The following is a 15,453-nucleotide window of genomic DNA, read 5'->3' as shown; positions in this document are numbered from 1 at the left end:
TGTGAATTTATCGCAGTTTACTCATGCCACACCAGTTTTAAAAAGAAACCTAGTTCCTACACAATAATGTTGTTCCTAACTTTTTTAATAATTAAATCTATAACGTTGAGGAATAGACTATGTCTAATAGTATTCAGGCAAGTGCAGATAATCCGATTAATACGAAAAAGATCCCCTTTACAAAATATGATGTTGGTTGGGTTATTTTGTGCATTGGCATGGCAATTGGTTCAGGAATTGTTTTTATGCCTGTGCAAATTGGTATCAAAGGTATTTGGGTCTTTATTGCAGCGACAATGCTTTCTTATCCAGCAATTTATTGGCTACAAAATTTATATCTAAGAACATTATCAGAATCTGAAGAATGTAATGATTACGCGAGTGTTATTACACAATATTTGGGGAAAAACTGGGGGATAGCATTAGGAATTGCCTATTTCTTGATGTTATTGCACGGGATGTTTTCTTACTCGCTGGCGGTCACCTTCGATAGCGCTTCCTACATTAAAACGTTTGGATTAACGGAAGGGCTATTATCTGATTCTGTTTGGTATGGGCTGATTATTATTTCGGTATTAGTCGCCATTGCTGCACAAGGGGAGCGGTTACTGTTTAAAGTCTCTGGTCCAATGGTTATTGTAAAATTTGGCATTATCGTACTGCTTGGTATAGTGATGGTGCCATATTGGAATTTTGCGAATATCACGGCTTTTCCTGATTTTCTCCCATTTATGCGGGATGTTTTTTTAACACTCCCATTTACCCTATTTTCTATATTATTTGTGCAAATATTGAGTCCTATGAATATTGCGTATCGTAAAATAGAAAGTGATAAACGCATTGCGACATACCGTGCAATACGCGCTAACCGTGTTGCATATATTATTCTCGCTGTTGCAGTCTTGTTTTTTGCTTTTTCTTTTACTTTTTCAATTAGCCATGAGCAAGCGGTATCGGCTTTTGAACAAAATATTTCAGCATTAGCGATTGCTGCGCAAGTGATACCCGGTGCCGTTGTAAAAGTAATGACCGCATTACTCAATATTTTTGCTATCTTGACGGCATTCTTAGGCATTTATTTAGGCTTCCAAGAAGCGATAAAAGGCATCGTAGTCAATTTACTGAGTCGATTTATTCCTGAAGAACGTATCAACCAAACAGTGCTACATTATGGGGTATGCTTAGGCGTTATCATTGCACTGTGGTTTTGGGTTTCAACACGGTTCTCAATTCTATTTTTTATGCAACTTGGTGGCCCATTATTTGGTATCGTTTCTTGTTTAATTCCTTGCTATCTAGTTTACAAAGTCCCTGCATTACACAAATTTAAAGGCCCAACAGTGTGGTTCATCATTTTCTTTGGTGTGTTGTTATGCCTATCTCCATTCTTTAAATTTTTCGAATAAATAATAATGTTGTTGAGAGGATCTCATGAAGAAAAAAGCGGTATCTGAATTTCATGTTGATACACAAGTTACCCAGTTAGGGAGAGACCCCGCTAAGCAAGCTGGGTTTGTAAATGCCCCCATTTATCGTGGCTCAACGGTCGTATTTCCAACGGTTGATGCTTTAATTAATGATAGGGCGGAATTTAATTATGGCACAGCGGGCACGCCAACAATTAAGCAATTGGAGCAAGCTTGGTCTGCTCTTGCTGGAGCTGAAGGTACGGTGCTTTCACCATCTGGTTTAGGCGCGATTGTATTGGCATTGCTGACAACCTTGAAAACAGGTGACCATTTATTAATGCCTGATAGTGTTTATCGGCCAACACGTAAATTTTGCCATGGTTTGTTGGATAAAATGGGGATCATCACGACCTATTATGATCCGATGATTGGTGCTGATATTGAAAAACTAGTAACGCCAAATACCAGCACAATTTTTTTAGAATCCCCGGGTTCTCAAAGTTTCGAAATTCAGGATGTTCCTGCAATTGTTGAGGTTGCAAAGCGCCATAATATTGCGACGATTATTGATAATACATGGGCGACACCTCTATTTTTTAAAGCTCATGAACTGGGTTGTGATATCTCGCTGGAGGCGGGTACTAAATATTTAGGTGGCCATTCTGATTTGCTAATGGGAGTTGTCTCAGCAAACCAAGCGTGGTGGCCGAAATTACGTGAAACTTATGATTACATGGCCATGCTGCCGGGAGCAGAGGACTGTTTTCTTGCGTTACGTGGTTTGCGAACCTTACCTATTCGTTTAAAAGAAGCCCAAGAAAGAGCTTTAAATATTGCACATTGGCTGCAAGAACGCACCGAAGTGATTCGTATTTTGCACCCTGCGTTTGCGGATTGCCCAGGCCATGAAATTTGGAAGCGGGATTTCACAGGTTCATCGGGGCTATTTTCCATTGTACTTGATCCTAAATATACCCAAACAGATATTGCAAGAATGCTGGATGGTTTATCAATTTTTGGTATGGGGTATTCATGGGGGGGATTTGAAAGCTTAATTATTCCATTTAACTGTGCTGAATATCGAACTGTGACTAATTGGAATCCTGGAGGGCCGACATTGCGCTTGCAGATTGGCTTAGAAAATTTAGATGATTTAAAACAAGACCTTGCTGATGGTTTCGCGCGAATGAAGTAAACAAAGCTGTTTTTATTGATTTGCCATCAAAAGATAACGCCGTGAATAAATTAATTTATTATTCACGGCCTTATAATTTATTTCATTCAGTTTTTAATCTTCCACTGGTGTTTTTACTCTGACTTTTCTTTCTAATAAATCCCCTGTAATTGGATCGTAATAACGACTTGGCCAAATTTCAGCAGGGTGGATCGCTAAGAAATTTGCAATGATCCATTCCCCTTTAGGCCAAGGACGTGATAGTGCATTTGCTAACGTTGAAGAGCTTAACCCTGCCTCGCGTGAAATTGCGGCAAGTGTAGTTCCACGTTTACGTAAAGCTGCAATGATGTCTGCAGGGTGCCAGTCCGACTTCCGTAAAATCATTTTTTAGTCCTTTTTTCACTTAGAATCATGTAGAGTTAGTGGTACGAGTAACCGAAAATTATGATACATTCAGTACATCCGTTTAGTTATTGGAAATAAAATAACAGAAATTTCCCAAAATAATTTCTGATTTTTTCTTAAAAATTCATTTTATGAAACTATCGTGGTTTTTATGAAATTAAATAGAAAGTCAGAATGAATAACTGTGAATTAGGATAAAACTTTGATGTTAAAACTAACTCTTTCTAGTTAGGGACAAGAATAGCGTATTTAATGCTACTTTTTACTTGTACGAGTAATATATCTAGATTAGTTAATAAAATTAGTTAAATTATTAGCAAGTAAATTATTTAATTATCTGTTATTAAAAGAAATTAGAATGCTAATAACAAATATAATTTGTATATTATTATTTATAGGTATAAATAAAACGAATGAGTCAATAAGGTTTTGAGAAAATATAGATAGTTTTCAACAACTGAAAATTAAATTGTCATCATGACTAGGAGGGTCAGCATGTACAAGGAATGGCTAACGGCAAAAGAGTTGGTTGGGTTACAAGGGCTTCCCATGACAACTCAAGGTATTAATGCAATGGCAAGGCGTGAAAACTGGTTAAACCGCAAAAGGCGGGGTATTCAAGGCAAAGCATTGGAATACCATATTAGTTCTTTACCTATCGATATTTTTGAAGGTCAGTTTGCTAACGAAACTTCACCACCTTATCAAGTAAAAAGAAATGATAATGCCTTTATTTGGCAGGAAGCTTATAACCAGCTTTCCAATGAGGAGAGAGACATTATCCTGACATTTATTATGCGTGAAGGGGCATTAGCGCTAATTAATTTAATTAATAATAAATAATTTACAATTACTTAAGGTGTAAATAATTAATATATAAAAATAATATTATATTGAATTTAAAAATTTTTTTAACTGATGACATTTTAGCAAAGCTGCAACAGCGGGTTTCATAATATAAGCGTGAAGTGAAAATGAAAAAATTGTGGTTCACTGCCAAAGAATTAGCAGGGTTAGAAGGGCTCCCTACATCACCCCAGGGAATTAACCTAATGGCAAGACGAGAAGGCTGGAAAAACCGCCGTAAAAGAGGGGTACAGGGTAAGGCTGTTGAGTATTACTTTGAAAGCTTACCGGGGGAAATCCAAGGGCAGCTTAGCCTGCATGAGCCTTCGGTAACTTATCAAAGCCAAAGAACCGATGCATTGCAAATCTGGTCGGAAGCGTATTACCAACTGACTGAGCCTGAGCGCAATAAAATAGTGAAATACATCCTGCGTTATGGTCTGTCATCACTGCTTGCTCAAATTGATGAAGAAGACAAAGGGGAAAAATAGCGTTTCCCCTTTTCTTGATCCGCTTTATCTTTTTTAGTGACTAAGAATGGCGTTGGATTGCGATATAAGCTAAGCCGATCAATGCATCTTTATAAATTGAATCTTCAATGACATGTAAGGCATCAATCGCTTTTTGTGCTTCTTCTTGGGCTCTTTCATAAGTATATTCAAGAGAACCACAACGTTTCATGGTTGCAAGAACAGTATCTAACAGATGGCGTCCATTACCTTGTTCAATGGCTTGGCGGATCAATGCTGATTCTTCTTCGTTACCATTTTGCATCGCGTGAAGTAGGGGAAGTGTAGGCTTACCTTCATCTAAGTCATCACCCGTGTTTTTTCCCAGTTGAGCGTTGTCTGCATCATAATCGAGGAGATCATCAATTAACTGGAAAGCGGTACCAATATAACGACCATAATCTTGTAGTGCTTTTTCTTGCACTGGTGTTGCATTGGCTAAAATCGCAGATGCATGAGCCGCTGCTTCAAACAGACGTGCGGTTTTACTGTAGATCACTTGCATGTAGTTTTCTTCAGTAATGTTAGGATCGTTGCAGTTCATCAACTGTAAAACTTCGCCTTCAGCGATCACATTCGTCGCTTCAGACATTAGTTTTAGCACTCGCATTGAATCAAGATCCGTCATCATCTGGAATGATCGAGTGTAAATAAAATCACCTACTAAGACACTCGCGGCATTACCAAAAACAGCATTTGCAGTTTGCTTTCCACGACGCATATCAGATTCATCAACGACGTCATCATGCAGCAATGTTGCTGTATGAATGAACTCGATCAATGCAGCAACTTGGGTATGTTTATGACCCGAATAGCCTAAGGATCGACCTGCAAGTATTGCGATCATTGGCCGGATCCTTTTACCGCCACCACTGACTATGTAATAACCAAGCTGGTTAATTAGTGTAACATCTGAATTCAATTGACTGAGGATGGCTTCGTTTACCGCTGACATATCCTCAGTTGTCAGTTCAATAATAGATTCTAAATTCATCGTAATTTATTCATATTATTAGTTTTTGGTTCATTCCCGAAATAAAAAAATGGGAGACCGATAGAACAGTTATCTTTCTAGCATAACATTATTAATTATAAGATTATCAGGTGTGATGCAAAAAATGTTTAAATAAGTAACAATTGAGTGAATAGGGACGAAATCAATGCTCAAAAACGGTTATTGAGAAAAAAGTCGTATTTTTTGTCATCTAACCGCATTATTGGCTTGTGTTCTGCTGCTTTTTTGCGTAGAATTCGCGCCCTATTGTGAATATTTTATAGCGTACTCTGGAATTGAAATATTTAGCGGGTACGCGGAAAGCGGAGTTAATATGTACGCGGTTTTCCAAAGTGGTGGTAAACAACACCGAGTTAGCGAAGGTCAAACTGTCCGCCTAGAAAAGCTGGACATCGCAACAGGTGAAACTGTTGAATTTGATCAAGTTCTGATGGTTGCTAATGGCGATGAGATCCAAATCGGCGCTCCTGTCGTTGAAGGCGTTAAAGTGAAAGCGGAAGTGGTTGCACACGGTCGTGGCGAAAAAGTTAAAATCGTCAAGTTCCGTCGTCGTAAACATAGCCGTAAACAACAGGGTCATCGTCAGTGGTTCACTGATGTTAAGATCACTGTCATCGCTTAAGATTTAGGAGAGCAGATTAATGGCACACAAAAAGGCTGGTGGTTCGACTCGTAACGGTCGTGACTCAGAAGCAAAACGTTTAGGTGTTAAACGTTTTGGTGGTGAAGCTGTATTAGCAGGTAGCATCATCGTTCGTCAACGTGGTACTAAGTTCCACGCAGGTAACAACGTAGGTTGTGGCCGTGACCACACTCTGTTCGCATTAGCGGACGGTAAAGTTAAATTTGAAGTTAAAGGTCCAAACAATCGTAAATTTATCAGCATCGAAGCTGAATAAGTTTTCTGACCTTTAATTCAGAATTAAAGCCCTGCAAAAACCTTTTGCGGGGCTTTTTATATTCAGATATTTGATCTTTAATGAACTACACACGTATTAAAGATACACCATCTCTGAGTAGAACAGCCATCCAGCGTTATGCGGCTCAGAAGCGGAGAAAGAATTATGAAATTTGTAGATGAAGCCAAAATATTGGTCGTGGCAGGAGATGGTGGCAATGGTTGTGTCAGCTTCCGCCGTGAAAAATACATCCCTAAAGGGGGACCGGACGGTGGTGACGGTGGCGATGGTGGGGACGTTTACTTACAAGCAGACGAAAACCTCAACACGCTAATCGACTATCGTTTTGAAAAATCATTTCGTGCAGAACGTGGCCAAAATGGCCAAAGCCGTGAATGTACAGGTAAACGTGGTCAAGACATCACTGTAAAAGTACCTGTAGGAACGCGTGTACGCGATTTAGGGACCAACGAAGTACTTTGTGATATGACACGTCATGATCAACGTCATATGGTCGCTAAAGGCGGTTTCCATGGGCTTGGGAATACTCGTTTTAAATCTTCAGTAAATCGCGCTCCACGTCAACGTACTATGGGGACTAAAGGTGAAACCCGCGAAATACTGTTAGAATTGATGCTGTTAGCAGATGTGGGCATGCTTGGTATGCCAAATGCAGGTAAATCAACATTTATCCGTTCTGTATCAGCAGCAAAACCAAAAGTCGCTGATTATCCATTTACCACTTTAGTCCCAAGCTTGGGTGTCGTGCGTATGGATAACGAGCAAAGCTTTGTGGTTGCCGATATTCCAGGATTGATCGAAGGCGCAGCAGAAGGTGCAGGCCTTGGGATCCAATTCCTGAAACACTTAGAGCGCTGTCGTGTCTTACTTCACTTGATTGACATTTGCCCTATTGATGAGTCTGATCCTGTCGAAAATGCGAAGATCATCATCAGTGAGTTAGAAAAATACAGTGAAAAACTGGCAGCAAAACCACGTTGGTTAGTCTTCAATAAAATTGATATCTTAGGTGAAGAGGAATCAGCACAGCGTGCGGCAGAAATTGCTAAAGCGATGGGCTGGGAAGATAAATTCTACATGATTTCAGCGGTTAACCATGAAGGTGTGAAAGCACTTTGTTGGGATATCATGGAATTTATGAATACTCAACCACGTGATATGGCAACAACTGAAGATGCACAGCAACCTGAAAAAGTTGAATTCATGTGGGATGATTATCATAAGGAACAACTTTCTGGTACTGAAGATTTTGATGATGACTGGGATGACGATTGGGATGAAGATGACGACGAAGGTGTCGAAATCATTTATCAAAAATAGTTTATCTTAGAAATATAAAAAGGCGCGAAAGCGCCTTTTTAATATCTAAATCACGTATGATCAGTTTTTCTGATACAGATCTTTATACAAACGGCTTTCAAACCGTACTAATGGTACTCGACGAGTACGTTGCTGGTTTTGCGGTACTGCATAAGCAGAGATAAACTGCACAAAAGCAACACGCTGGCCACTGGCAGTTGTGATAAAACCTGCGAGATTATAGACCCCTTGCAATGCCCCCGTTTTGGCGGAAACTTTACCATTTACACCAGCTTCATCAAAGCCGCCACGATAACGCAATGTACCATCATGACCTGCAAGTGGAAGCATGGAGATAAAATCGAGCTGTTGATCGTTTTTTGCGATAAATTGCAAGATCTCCATCATTGTTGCAGGCGTGATCAAATTGTGGCGAGACAGTCCTGAACCATCAACCATCACAGTATTGCCAAGATCGATCCCCGCTTTTTGCTTCAGTACTTGTCTTACCGCATCGGATCCTGATCGCCAAGTACCTGGGACGCCATAATATTCTCGACCGATAGTACGAAAAACAGTGTCTGCTATCATATTATCGGATTTTTTTAGCATCACTTTTAACAAGTCATGCAGTGGTTTAGATTCAGTTTTGACTAACACTTGTGATTGAGGCGCTGGGAATGTGCGCTTTTTCACATGGCCGTTGAGCTCAATACCCGCAGTGGTTAACTCATTTTTGACAATCGCCCCTGAGTAACTCGCTCCGTTTTGCACCGCAAAGGCAAGTGGTAAGGGCTCGCTGCGTTGGGTTAAACAACCTGTCAGGGTATAGCGGTTTAGTTCACCAGGAACGACGTCAAGTTCGCAATAGCGTGCTTCAGGGGAGCCTTTAGCTAATGTTTTGACTTCGCTGAACATATTGACAGGGTAAAAACTAGCCGCCTTAATGAAGGCATAGTCACCTGCTTTTTCTGCGGGATAAAGAGAAACTGAAAAACAGTTGCGGTCAATGATAGCAGCTGCAGGTGGCGCACTAAAACATTGGGTCATATCATTCCAAACCCAACCAGGCGCTTTGTCATGGCTAGTAAAAGCAGAAATATCAACGACGAGATCGCCATCAACCTTATGGATCCCAAGCTGCTTTAACGCATTAGCCATATTGCGAATTTGTTGACGGGTTAGTGTTGGGTCACCACTGAAGCGGATCACTAAATCGCCAGTCAATGTGTTGTTGCTAAGTTTTGCATCAGTTTCAAAATTGGTGACAAAACGGTAATCAGGCCCCAGTTGTAATAGGGCAGCAAGAGCGGTCACAACCTTTTGTGTACTTGCAGGTAATGCCATTTGCTGTGCATTATAATCAATTAATGGGGTGCTACTTCCCACTTTTTGCGCGACCAGAGCAAGGTTAGTGCCATCAGGTAAATATTGTTTGTACTCATCAATAGGAATCGCAAAAACTTGCGTACTGGCTAAGGTAATTCCTAAAGAGATGATCCATTTTCTGGTTAAAGTTAATAATGACATATATTTCACGCATTAGGGTGGACATATAATACATACTAAAGTGTAATGCCCAAGAAAGTAAACGGTGACCCGTTATTAAGTCTCAGTTAAAATAGCGTACATTATGATAAGATAAATGAGTACATAAGTCTGATTGCGTTTTTTTACTAGAACACCCCCCGGTTTTACGTAGGTGTTCGGTGTACTGTTGTTACAAAATCAGGAAGATACTTGTTTTTAGATAGGATTGAACCGAGGTATTTATTAATGAAACAGATCCCGATGACGGTACTTGGTGCGGATAAGCTAAGAGAAGAGCTTGAATTCCTTAAATCTGTCCGTCGCCCAGAAATTATTGCATCTATTGCAGAAGCGCGTGAGCACGGTGACTTAAAAGAAAATGCAGAATATCATGCAGCACGTGAGCAACAAGGTTTCTGTGAGGGCCGTATTCAAGAAATCGAAGGTAAGCTTTCTCACGCTCAAGTGATCGATGTAACTAAAATGGTCAATAATGGTCGCGTTATCTTTGGCGCAACTGTGACAGTACTGAATGTTGATACCGATGAAGAGCTAACGTATCGTATCGTTGGTGATGACGAAGCAGATATTAAGATCAATCTGATTTCTGTTAACTCCCCGATAGCACGTGGTTTAGTGGGTAAAGAAGTTGATGACGTGGTCTCAATTAAAACCCCAGGTGGCGATGTTGAGTTCGAAATTCTTAAAGTTGAGTATATCTGATTCCTATTTCCCTGAATTGGTTATATTATTTCCCTGATTTAAAGAAAAAGGCCGCAGGCGGCCTTTTTCATCATATAAAACATGCTTTCAATGGCATTTTTATATAAATGATGGGAAATTATTTAGGTAAAATGATTTTGCGGTCTGCCGAAGGACGGTAGATAACAAGAATTTTACCGATGATTTGTACATTTACTGCACCAGTTTCGCGAACAATCGCATCAGCGATCAAATTTTTAGTATCACGGTCTTCGCCTGCGATCTTGACTTTGATAAGCTCATGATGCGCTAATGAGAGTTCAATCTCAGCCAAAACACCTTCGGTTAAACCATTGTTGCCGATCATAACAACAGGGTTTAAATGGTGAGCGAGACTTTTTAGGTGCTGAATTTGTTTTTTATTAAGATTCATTGATTTTTTGCTTGGTTAGTATTGAAAATGGCTTATTCTACCGCCATCTGATATCTATCACCATCAATTATATCTTTTTGATGGTAAAGAAGCAGCAAGTTAGGTGAAGTTCTTTTAGTATAGTTGGAAAGCACAATGGCCAATAAAAAACGTTCGGCAAGCTCAAGTCGCTGGTTGCAAGAGCATTTTAGTGATAAATATGTTCAGCAAGCACAAAAAAAAGGGCTACGCTCACGTGCATGGTTTAAGCTGGAAGAAATCCAGCAAGGTGATAAAATTTTTAAACCAGGTATGACCGTTGTTGATTTAGGAGCAGCCCCTGGTGGTTGGTCGCAATACGTTGTTAGCCAAATAGGTCATAATGGGCGGGTTATTGCTTGTGACTTATTGCCGATGGACCCAATCGTTGGCGTTGATTTCCTACAAGGGGATTTTCGCGATGAAGCCGTTCTCGCCGCTTTGTTAGAACGCGTTGGCGACAAAAAAGTACAGGTGGTCATGTCTGACATGGCGCCAAATATGAGTGGGACACCAGCGGTTGATATTCCTCGCTCTATGTATCTAGTTGAATTAGCATTGGATATGTGCCGTGCTGTATTGGCGCCTGGGGGGAGTTTCATTGTTAAAGTGTTTCAGGGAGAAGGCTTTGACGATTACCTTAGGGATATCCGCTCCCTGTTTACGAAAGTAAAAGTTCGTAAACCCGAATCTTCGCGGGCACGGTCACGTGAAGTATACATTGTAGCGACAGGGCTAAAACTATAGTACCCTGAGCGTTATTTGTTAACACAGTTGTAATATGAGGTTAATCCCTTGAGTGACATGGCGAAAAACCTGATTCTCTGGTTAGTCATCGCAGTTGTTCTGATGTCCTTGTTCCAGAGTTTTGGCCCAAGCGATTCGAATAGTCGCAGAGTCGATTATTCTACGTTTATCAATGAGTTAGCCCAGGATCAGGTGCGTGAAGTTCGTATCACCGGTCGTGAACTGAACGTCAGAAAGGCTGATAATAGCCGCTATACAACTTATCTTCCTATGCAGGATGAGAAGCTGTTAGACACTTTGCTGAATAAGCATGTGACGGTTGTTGGTGAACCACCAGAAGAACCTAGCTTACTGACATCTATTTTTATTTCCTGGTTCCCAATGCTTCTGTTGATTGGTGTCTGGATTTTCTTCATGCGCCAGATGCAAGGCGGTGGCGGCAAGGGGGCGATGTCATTTGGCAAAAGTAAAGCCCGCATGCTGACAGAAGATCAGATCAAAACAACATTTGCAGACGTTGCTGGGTGTGATGAAGCCAAAGAAGAAGTAGGCGAAATCGTAGAGTTTCTGCGTGAACCTGCTCGTTTCCAAAAACTTGGCGGTAAAATTCCAAAAGGCGTCCTGATGGTAGGGCCTCCAGGAACAGGTAAAACATTACTGGCAAAAGCTATCGCTGGTGAGGCAAAAGTCCCATTCTTCACTATTTCCGGTTCAGACTTCGTGGAAATGTTTGTGGGTGTGGGGGCTTCTCGTGTTCGTGATATGTTCGAACAAGCGAAAAAAGCAGCGCCTTGTATCATCTTTATCGATGAGATTGACGCAGTAGGTCGTCAACGTGGTGCCGGTCTTGGTGGTGGTCACGATGAGCGTGAGCAAACACTGAACCAAATGCTAGTTGAAATGGACGGTTTTGAAGGTAATGAGGGTATTATTGTTATCGCAGCAACTAACCGTGCTGACGTACTTGACCCTGCTTTATTACGTCCAGGTCGTTTTGACCGTCAGGTAGTTGTTGGCTTACCAGACGTTCGTGGCCGTGAACAAATTCTGAAAGTACATATGCGTCGTGTTCCTATCGATCCAAGCGTAGATACTTTCATTCTTGCTCGTGCAACACCTGGCTTCTCGGGTGCTGAATTGGCAAACTTGGTTAACGAAGCCGCGTTGTTTGCCGCACGTGCAAACATGCGTGTCGTTTCCATGGTTGAATTCGAAAAAGCGCGTGACAAAATTTGGATGGGTGCAGAGCGTCGTTCTCTGATGATGACCGAAGAGCAAAAAGAATCAACGGCTTACCATGAAGGTGGTCATATGATTATCGGTCATTTAATGCCAGAGCATGACCCTGTTCACAAAGTCACAATTGTTCCACGTGGTCAAGCACTGGGTGTGGCCTTCTTCTTACCGGAAGGTGATGAAGTTAGCCGTAGTCGCTTGAAACTCGAAGGTATGATTGCGACAGCCTATGCGGGGCGTATTGCTGAAGAACTGATTTACGGTCGCGATAAAGTAACGACGGGAGCATCTTCAGATATTCAGTTTGCAACTAATACGGCACGTAACATGGTAACGCAATGGGGCTTCTCAGACCGTTTAGGCCCAATGCAATACTCGAAAGAAGAAGGTCCAGCGTTCTTAGGTCGTTCTTCAGGTAATGGTTCTGGAATTTCTGATGAAACAGCACGTATTGTTGATGAAGAAATTAAGAAAATTTTAGACCACTGTTACCAACTGGCTTACAAAACACTGGAAGACAATATCGATATTCTACATGCAACGAAAGATGCATTACTGAAATATGAAACTATCGATATGCCAATGATTGATGATTTAATGAATCGTCGTCCAGTTCGTGAACCAGCGGGTTGGGATGAAGATAAAAAAGTCAGTAATGTGACGGGAACATTTGGTAAAGGTGCGGCAAATGTAGCAAAAACAGCCGAAAAACCTCAATCTGAAGAACCTAATAACAGTGCTGAAGAACCAAGTAATACCGATAATAGTAATAATACTGATGAATCAAAACCATCAGATAATAACGACAGCAAACCACAATAAGCGGTCGTGAAATAAAATACTAAGACCCCAGTTCGCTGGGGTTTTTTTCGTTAAGGAAAAATAACAATGCAAATCAAAGCGAGAGGCAGTGTTCTTGACTTATCCACACCAAAGGTGATGGGGATTTTGAATGTCACTCCTGATTCATTTTCAGATGGTGGCACTCATAATCGTTATCATGATGCGCTTGAGCATGTGGCAAAAATGGTTCAACACGGCGCGGCTATCATTGATATTGGTGGCGAATCGACCCGTCCTGGCGCCGCTGAAGTCTCTGTGAATGAGGAACTTGACCGAGTTATTCCCATTGTTGAAGCGATAGCACAGCGTTTTGATGTGTGGATTTCAGTTGATACTTCGAAAGCGAAAGTCATGGCCGAAGCTGCAAACGCAGGCATGCATATTATCAATGACATTCGTTCGCTCCATGAGCCAGGTGCATTAGAAGTTGCTGCGAAAACAGGTTTACCCGTTTGCATTATGCATATGCAAGGCCAGCCAAGAACGATGCAAGAAGCACCAAATTATGAAAACGTGGTGCGTGAAGTAAAAGACTATCTTGACGCTGAAATCACCCGATGCGTGACTGCAGGGATAGAGAGACAGCAAATTATCCTTGATCCAGGCTTTGGTTTTGGTAAGAACTTGTCGCATAATTACCAGTTATTGGCAAACTTAGAGCAATTTCATAATTTCGGACTACCGCTATTGGCAGGGATGTCACGTAAATCTATGATTGGACAATTATTAAATGTTCCACCACAAGAACGTCTCGCAGGCAGCCTAACTTGCGCAGTGATTGCTGCGATGCAAGGAGCACACATCATTCGAGTTCATGATGTCAAAGAAACCGTGCAAGCGATGCAAGTGGTACAGATGACTCTGTCAGAAAAGGAAAAATAAGCGTATGAGCGACCGTAAATATTTTGGTACTGATGGTATTCGTGGCAAAGTGGGCGATAGCCCAATTACCCCTGATTTTGTTTTAAAATTAGGTTGGGCGGCAGGAAAAGTTCTCGCACGTCATGGTTCTCGTAAAATTATTATTGGTAAAGATACGCGTATTTCTGGTTATATGTTGGAATCCTCGCTAGAAGCTGGCTTAGCTGCTGCAGGTTTATCCGCATCTTTCACTGGCCCAATGCCAACCCCTGCGGTCGCTTATTTAACACGTACTTTCCGCGCAGAAGCGGGGATTGTCATTTCAGCATCTCATAACCCATATTATGACAATGGGATTAAATTCTTCTCAATTGATGGAACCAAATTGCCTGATGAAGTCGAAGAAGCTATTGAAGCTGAAATGGAAAAGCCGATCACATGCGTTGAATCAGCAGAATTAGGCCGTGCAAACCGTATTGTCGATGCTGCGGGCCGTTATATTGAATTTTGTAAAGGTACGTTCCCGAACGAACAAAGCCTAGCAAGTTTAAAAATAGTGATTGACTGTGCTAACGGGGCGACTTATCACATCGCACCAAATGTGTTTCGTGAATTAGGGGCTGAGGTTATCACTATCGGTTGTGATCCTAATGGGATCAACATCAATGAAGAATGTGGTGCAACGGATGTGCGTCAATTGCAACAAAAAGTACTGGAAGAAAAAGCACACGTTGGCTTGGCATTTGATGGTGATGGCGACCGCATTATCATGGTTGACCACCTCGGTGAAAAAGTCGATGGTGACCAAATCCTCTTTATTATTGCTCGTGAAGCGCTACGTCAAGGCCAGCTAAAAGGCGGCGTAGTCGGAACACTAATGAGTAATATGGGATTAGAAATCGCTCTGAAACAGCTAGGAATTCCTTTTGAGCGTGCAAAAGTGGGCGACCGCTATGTCCTCGAAAAATTACAGGAAAAAGGTTGGCGCATGGGGGCTGAAAACTCAGGCCACGTGATTTTATTGGATAAAACGACTACTGGTGACGGGATTGTTGCAGGCTTGCAGGTATTAAGTGCTATGGTACGTAACCATATGAGCTTACATGACTTATGCAGTGGTATGAAATTATTACCTCAAGTGTTAGTCAATGTCCGTTTCAAAGGCCAACACGATCCACTACAAAGTGATGCGGTGGTTGCAGCGAACGAAGAAGTTGAAAAACAATTGGCAGGAAAAGGCCGTGTATTACTGAGAAAATCAGGAACAGAGCCGTTAATCCGTGTCATGGTTGAAGGTGAAAATGAAGCTGATGTGACTGCAATGGCAAACTATATTGCGGATGCTGTAAAAGCAGCGGGCTAAGTTATTATGGGTGAAGCTGAGCGATATTTTGATGATTTGTTGTTTTTTTCTGCAAATAATCAAATGGAATCAAAATAGACTTGCTTGTCGGCTCAGCTTTGGTTAGTATTCGCACCTGCTCAATCCCGTAAGAGTATTCT

Annotated in this window: 16 protein-coding genes; 12 read left to right on the top strand and 4 right to left on the bottom strand. The window is 41.4% G+C overall.

Features of this window, described 5'->3' with window-relative positions; genetic code table 11:
• Positions 1-218: 218 nt before the first annotated feature.
• Both PR725_RS03135 and metC read left to right on the top strand, forming a co-directional pair.
• A complete protein-coding gene (locus PR725_RS03135; RefSeq protein ID WP_227024203.1) occupies positions 219-1,406 on the top strand; it encodes an amino acid permease in 1,188 nt (395 codons plus the stop codon).
• A 25-nt stretch (positions 1,407-1,431) separates the two neighbouring features.
• Positions 1,432-2,604: a cystathionine beta-lyase gene (metC, locus tag PR725_RS03130; RefSeq protein ID WP_110731587.1), complete on the top strand. Its 1,173-nt coding sequence runs from the start codon at positions 1,432-1,434 to the stop codon at positions 2,602-2,604.
• A 93-nt stretch (positions 2,605-2,697) separates the two neighbouring features.
• On the opposite strand, the gene PR725_RS03125 is transcribed toward metC, so the two are convergent.
• The gene (locus PR725_RS03125; RefSeq protein WP_004907453.1) at positions 2,698-2,970 is read right to left on the bottom strand and encodes a helix-turn-helix domain-containing protein; all 273 of its coding nucleotides are present in this window, start codon (positions 2,968-2,970) and stop codon (positions 2,698-2,700) included.
• 516 nt (positions 2,971-3,486) lie between these two features.
• On the opposite strand from PR725_RS03125, the gene PR725_RS03120 reads away from it, so the two are divergent.
• Complete coding sequence (locus PR725_RS03120) at positions 3,487-3,834, top strand: DNA-binding protein (RefSeq protein WP_109912123.1); 348 nt, start codon at positions 3,487-3,489, stop codon at positions 3,832-3,834.
• Positions 3,835-3,965: 131 nt separating this feature from the next.
• Entirely contained in the window at positions 3,966-4,328 is a 363-nt protein-coding gene (locus PR725_RS03115) for a DNA-binding protein (RefSeq protein ID WP_004907457.1), read from the top strand.
• 40 nt (positions 4,329-4,368) lie between these two features.
• Here the strand turns inward: PR725_RS03115 and ispB are convergent, their stop codons facing one another.
• Positions 4,369-5,340: an octaprenyl diphosphate synthase gene (ispB, locus tag PR725_RS03110; RefSeq protein ID WP_004907459.1), complete on the bottom strand. Its 972-nt coding sequence runs from the start codon at positions 5,338-5,340 to the stop codon at positions 4,369-4,371.
• Between the two features lie 334 nt (positions 5,341-5,674).
• On the opposite strand from ispB, the gene rplU reads away from it, so the two are divergent.
• The 3 genes from rplU (at position 5,675) to cgtA (ending at position 7,601) form a co-directional block, all read left to right on the top strand.
• Positions 5,675-5,983: a 50S ribosomal protein L21 gene (gene rplU, locus PR725_RS03105; protein ID WP_004905925.1), complete on the top strand. Its 309-nt coding sequence runs from the start codon at positions 5,675-5,677 to the stop codon at positions 5,981-5,983.
• A gap of 19 nt (positions 5,984-6,002) precedes the next feature.
• Positions 6,003-6,260, top strand: a complete 258-nt coding sequence (gene rpmA / locus PR725_RS03100) for a 50S ribosomal protein L27 (protein ID WP_004905922.1) — start codon at positions 6,003-6,005, stop codon at positions 6,258-6,260.
• 165 nt (positions 6,261-6,425) lie between these two features.
• On the top strand, positions 6,426-7,601 hold the full coding sequence (gene cgtA / locus PR725_RS03095) for an Obg family GTPase CgtA (protein ID WP_004907460.1): 1,176 nt from the start codon (positions 6,426-6,428) through the stop codon (positions 7,599-7,601).
• A 60-nt stretch (positions 7,602-7,661) separates the two neighbouring features.
• Here the strand turns inward: cgtA and dacB are convergent, their stop codons facing one another.
• Positions 7,662-9,110, bottom strand: a complete 1,449-nt coding sequence (gene dacB / locus PR725_RS03090; RefSeq protein ID WP_164529235.1) for a serine-type D-Ala-D-Ala carboxypeptidase — start codon at positions 9,108-9,110, stop codon at positions 7,662-7,664.
• Between the two features lie 246 nt (positions 9,111-9,356).
• Between dacB and greA the strand changes: the two genes are divergently transcribed.
• Positions 9,357-9,833 (top strand): transcription elongation factor GreA, encoded by a 477-nt coding sequence (gene greA, locus PR725_RS03085; RefSeq protein WP_004907463.1) that lies wholly within the window; start codon positions 9,357-9,359, stop codon positions 9,831-9,833.
• A 118-nt stretch (positions 9,834-9,951) separates the two neighbouring features.
• Here greA and yhbY read toward each other — a convergent pair whose 3' ends face one another.
• On the bottom strand, positions 9,952-10,245 hold the full coding sequence (gene yhbY, locus PR725_RS03080; protein ID WP_004905914.1) for a ribosome assembly RNA-binding protein YhbY: 294 nt from the start codon (positions 10,243-10,245) through the stop codon (positions 9,952-9,954).
• Positions 10,246-10,380: 135 nt separating this feature from the next.
• Between yhbY and rlmE the strand changes: the two genes are divergently transcribed.
• The 4 genes from rlmE to glmM all read left to right on the top strand — a co-directional run bounded on the left by rlmE (position 10,381) and on the right by glmM (position 15,313).
• The gene (gene rlmE, locus PR725_RS03075; RefSeq protein WP_004905912.1) at positions 10,381-11,010 is read left to right on the top strand and encodes a 23S rRNA (uridine(2552)-2'-O)-methyltransferase RlmE; all 630 of its coding nucleotides are present in this window, start codon (positions 10,381-10,383) and stop codon (positions 11,008-11,010) included.
• Positions 11,011-11,058: 48 nt separating this feature from the next.
• The gene (gene ftsH, locus PR725_RS03070; protein ID WP_004907466.1) at positions 11,059-13,068 is read left to right on the top strand and encodes an ATP-dependent zinc metalloprotease FtsH; all 2,010 of its coding nucleotides are present in this window, start codon (positions 11,059-11,061) and stop codon (positions 13,066-13,068) included.
• A gap of 66 nt (positions 13,069-13,134) precedes the next feature.
• Entirely contained in the window at positions 13,135-13,971 is an 837-nt protein-coding gene (gene folP, locus PR725_RS03065) for a dihydropteroate synthase (RefSeq protein ID WP_004907467.1), read from the top strand.
• A 4-nt stretch (positions 13,972-13,975) separates the two neighbouring features.
• Entirely contained in the window at positions 13,976-15,313 is a 1,338-nt protein-coding gene (gene glmM / locus PR725_RS03060; protein WP_004907470.1) for a phosphoglucosamine mutase, read from the top strand.
• Positions 15,314-15,453: the final 140 nt, after the last annotated feature.

The sequence above is a fragment of the Providencia sp. PROV255 genome, from assembly GCF_028478065.1.
Lineage (GTDB): Bacteria > Pseudomonadota > Gammaproteobacteria > Enterobacterales > Enterobacteriaceae > Providencia > Providencia rettgeri.
This window is presented reverse-complemented; position numbering and strand designations above follow the sequence as displayed.

What these genes read in the sequence shown, in the direction of transcription:
- PR725_RS03135 (WP_227024203.1), top strand. Translation starts at nt 219, where the DNA reads ATGGCAATTGGTTCAGGAATTGTTTTTATGCCTGTGCAAATTGGTATC.
- metC (WP_110731587.1), top strand. Translation starts at nt 1,432, where the DNA reads ATGAAGAAAAAAGCGGTATCTGAATTTCATGTTGATACACAAGTTACC.
- PR725_RS03125 (WP_004907453.1), bottom strand. Translation starts at nt 2,970, where the DNA reads ATGATTTTACGGAAGTCGGACTGGCACCCTGCAGACATCATTGCAGCT.
- PR725_RS03120 (WP_109912123.1), top strand. Translation starts at nt 3,487, where the DNA reads ATGTACAAGGAATGGCTAACGGCAAAAGAGTTGGTTGGGTTACAAGGG.
- PR725_RS03115 (WP_004907457.1), top strand. Translation starts at nt 3,966, where the DNA reads ATGAAAAAATTGTGGTTCACTGCCAAAGAATTAGCAGGGTTAGAAGGG.
- ispB (WP_004907459.1), bottom strand. Translation starts at nt 5,340, where the DNA reads ATGAATTTAGAATCTATTATTGAACTGACAACTGAGGATATGTCAGCG.
- rplU (WP_004905925.1), top strand. Translation starts at nt 5,675, where the DNA reads ATGTACGCGGTTTTCCAAAGTGGTGGTAAACAACACCGAGTTAGCGAA.
- rpmA (WP_004905922.1), top strand. Translation starts at nt 6,003, where the DNA reads ATGGCACACAAAAAGGCTGGTGGTTCGACTCGTAACGGTCGTGACTCA.
- cgtA (WP_004907460.1), top strand. Translation starts at nt 6,426, where the DNA reads ATGAAATTTGTAGATGAAGCCAAAATATTGGTCGTGGCAGGAGATGGT.
- dacB (WP_164529235.1), bottom strand. Translation starts at nt 9,110, where the DNA reads ATGTCATTATTAACTTTAACCAGAAAATGGATCATCTCTTTAGGAATT.
- greA (WP_004907463.1), top strand. Translation starts at nt 9,357, where the DNA reads ATGAAACAGATCCCGATGACGGTACTTGGTGCGGATAAGCTAAGAGAA.
- yhbY (WP_004905914.1), bottom strand. Translation starts at nt 10,245, where the DNA reads ATGAATCTTAATAAAAAACAAATTCAGCACCTAAAAAGTCTCGCTCAC.
- rlmE (WP_004905912.1), top strand. Translation starts at nt 10,381, where the DNA reads ATGGCCAATAAAAAACGTTCGGCAAGCTCAAGTCGCTGGTTGCAAGAG.
- folP (WP_004907467.1), top strand. Translation starts at nt 13,135, where the DNA reads ATGCAAATCAAAGCGAGAGGCAGTGTTCTTGACTTATCCACACCAAAG.
- glmM (WP_004907470.1), top strand. Translation starts at nt 13,976, where the DNA reads ATGAGCGACCGTAAATATTTTGGTACTGATGGTATTCGTGGCAAAGTG.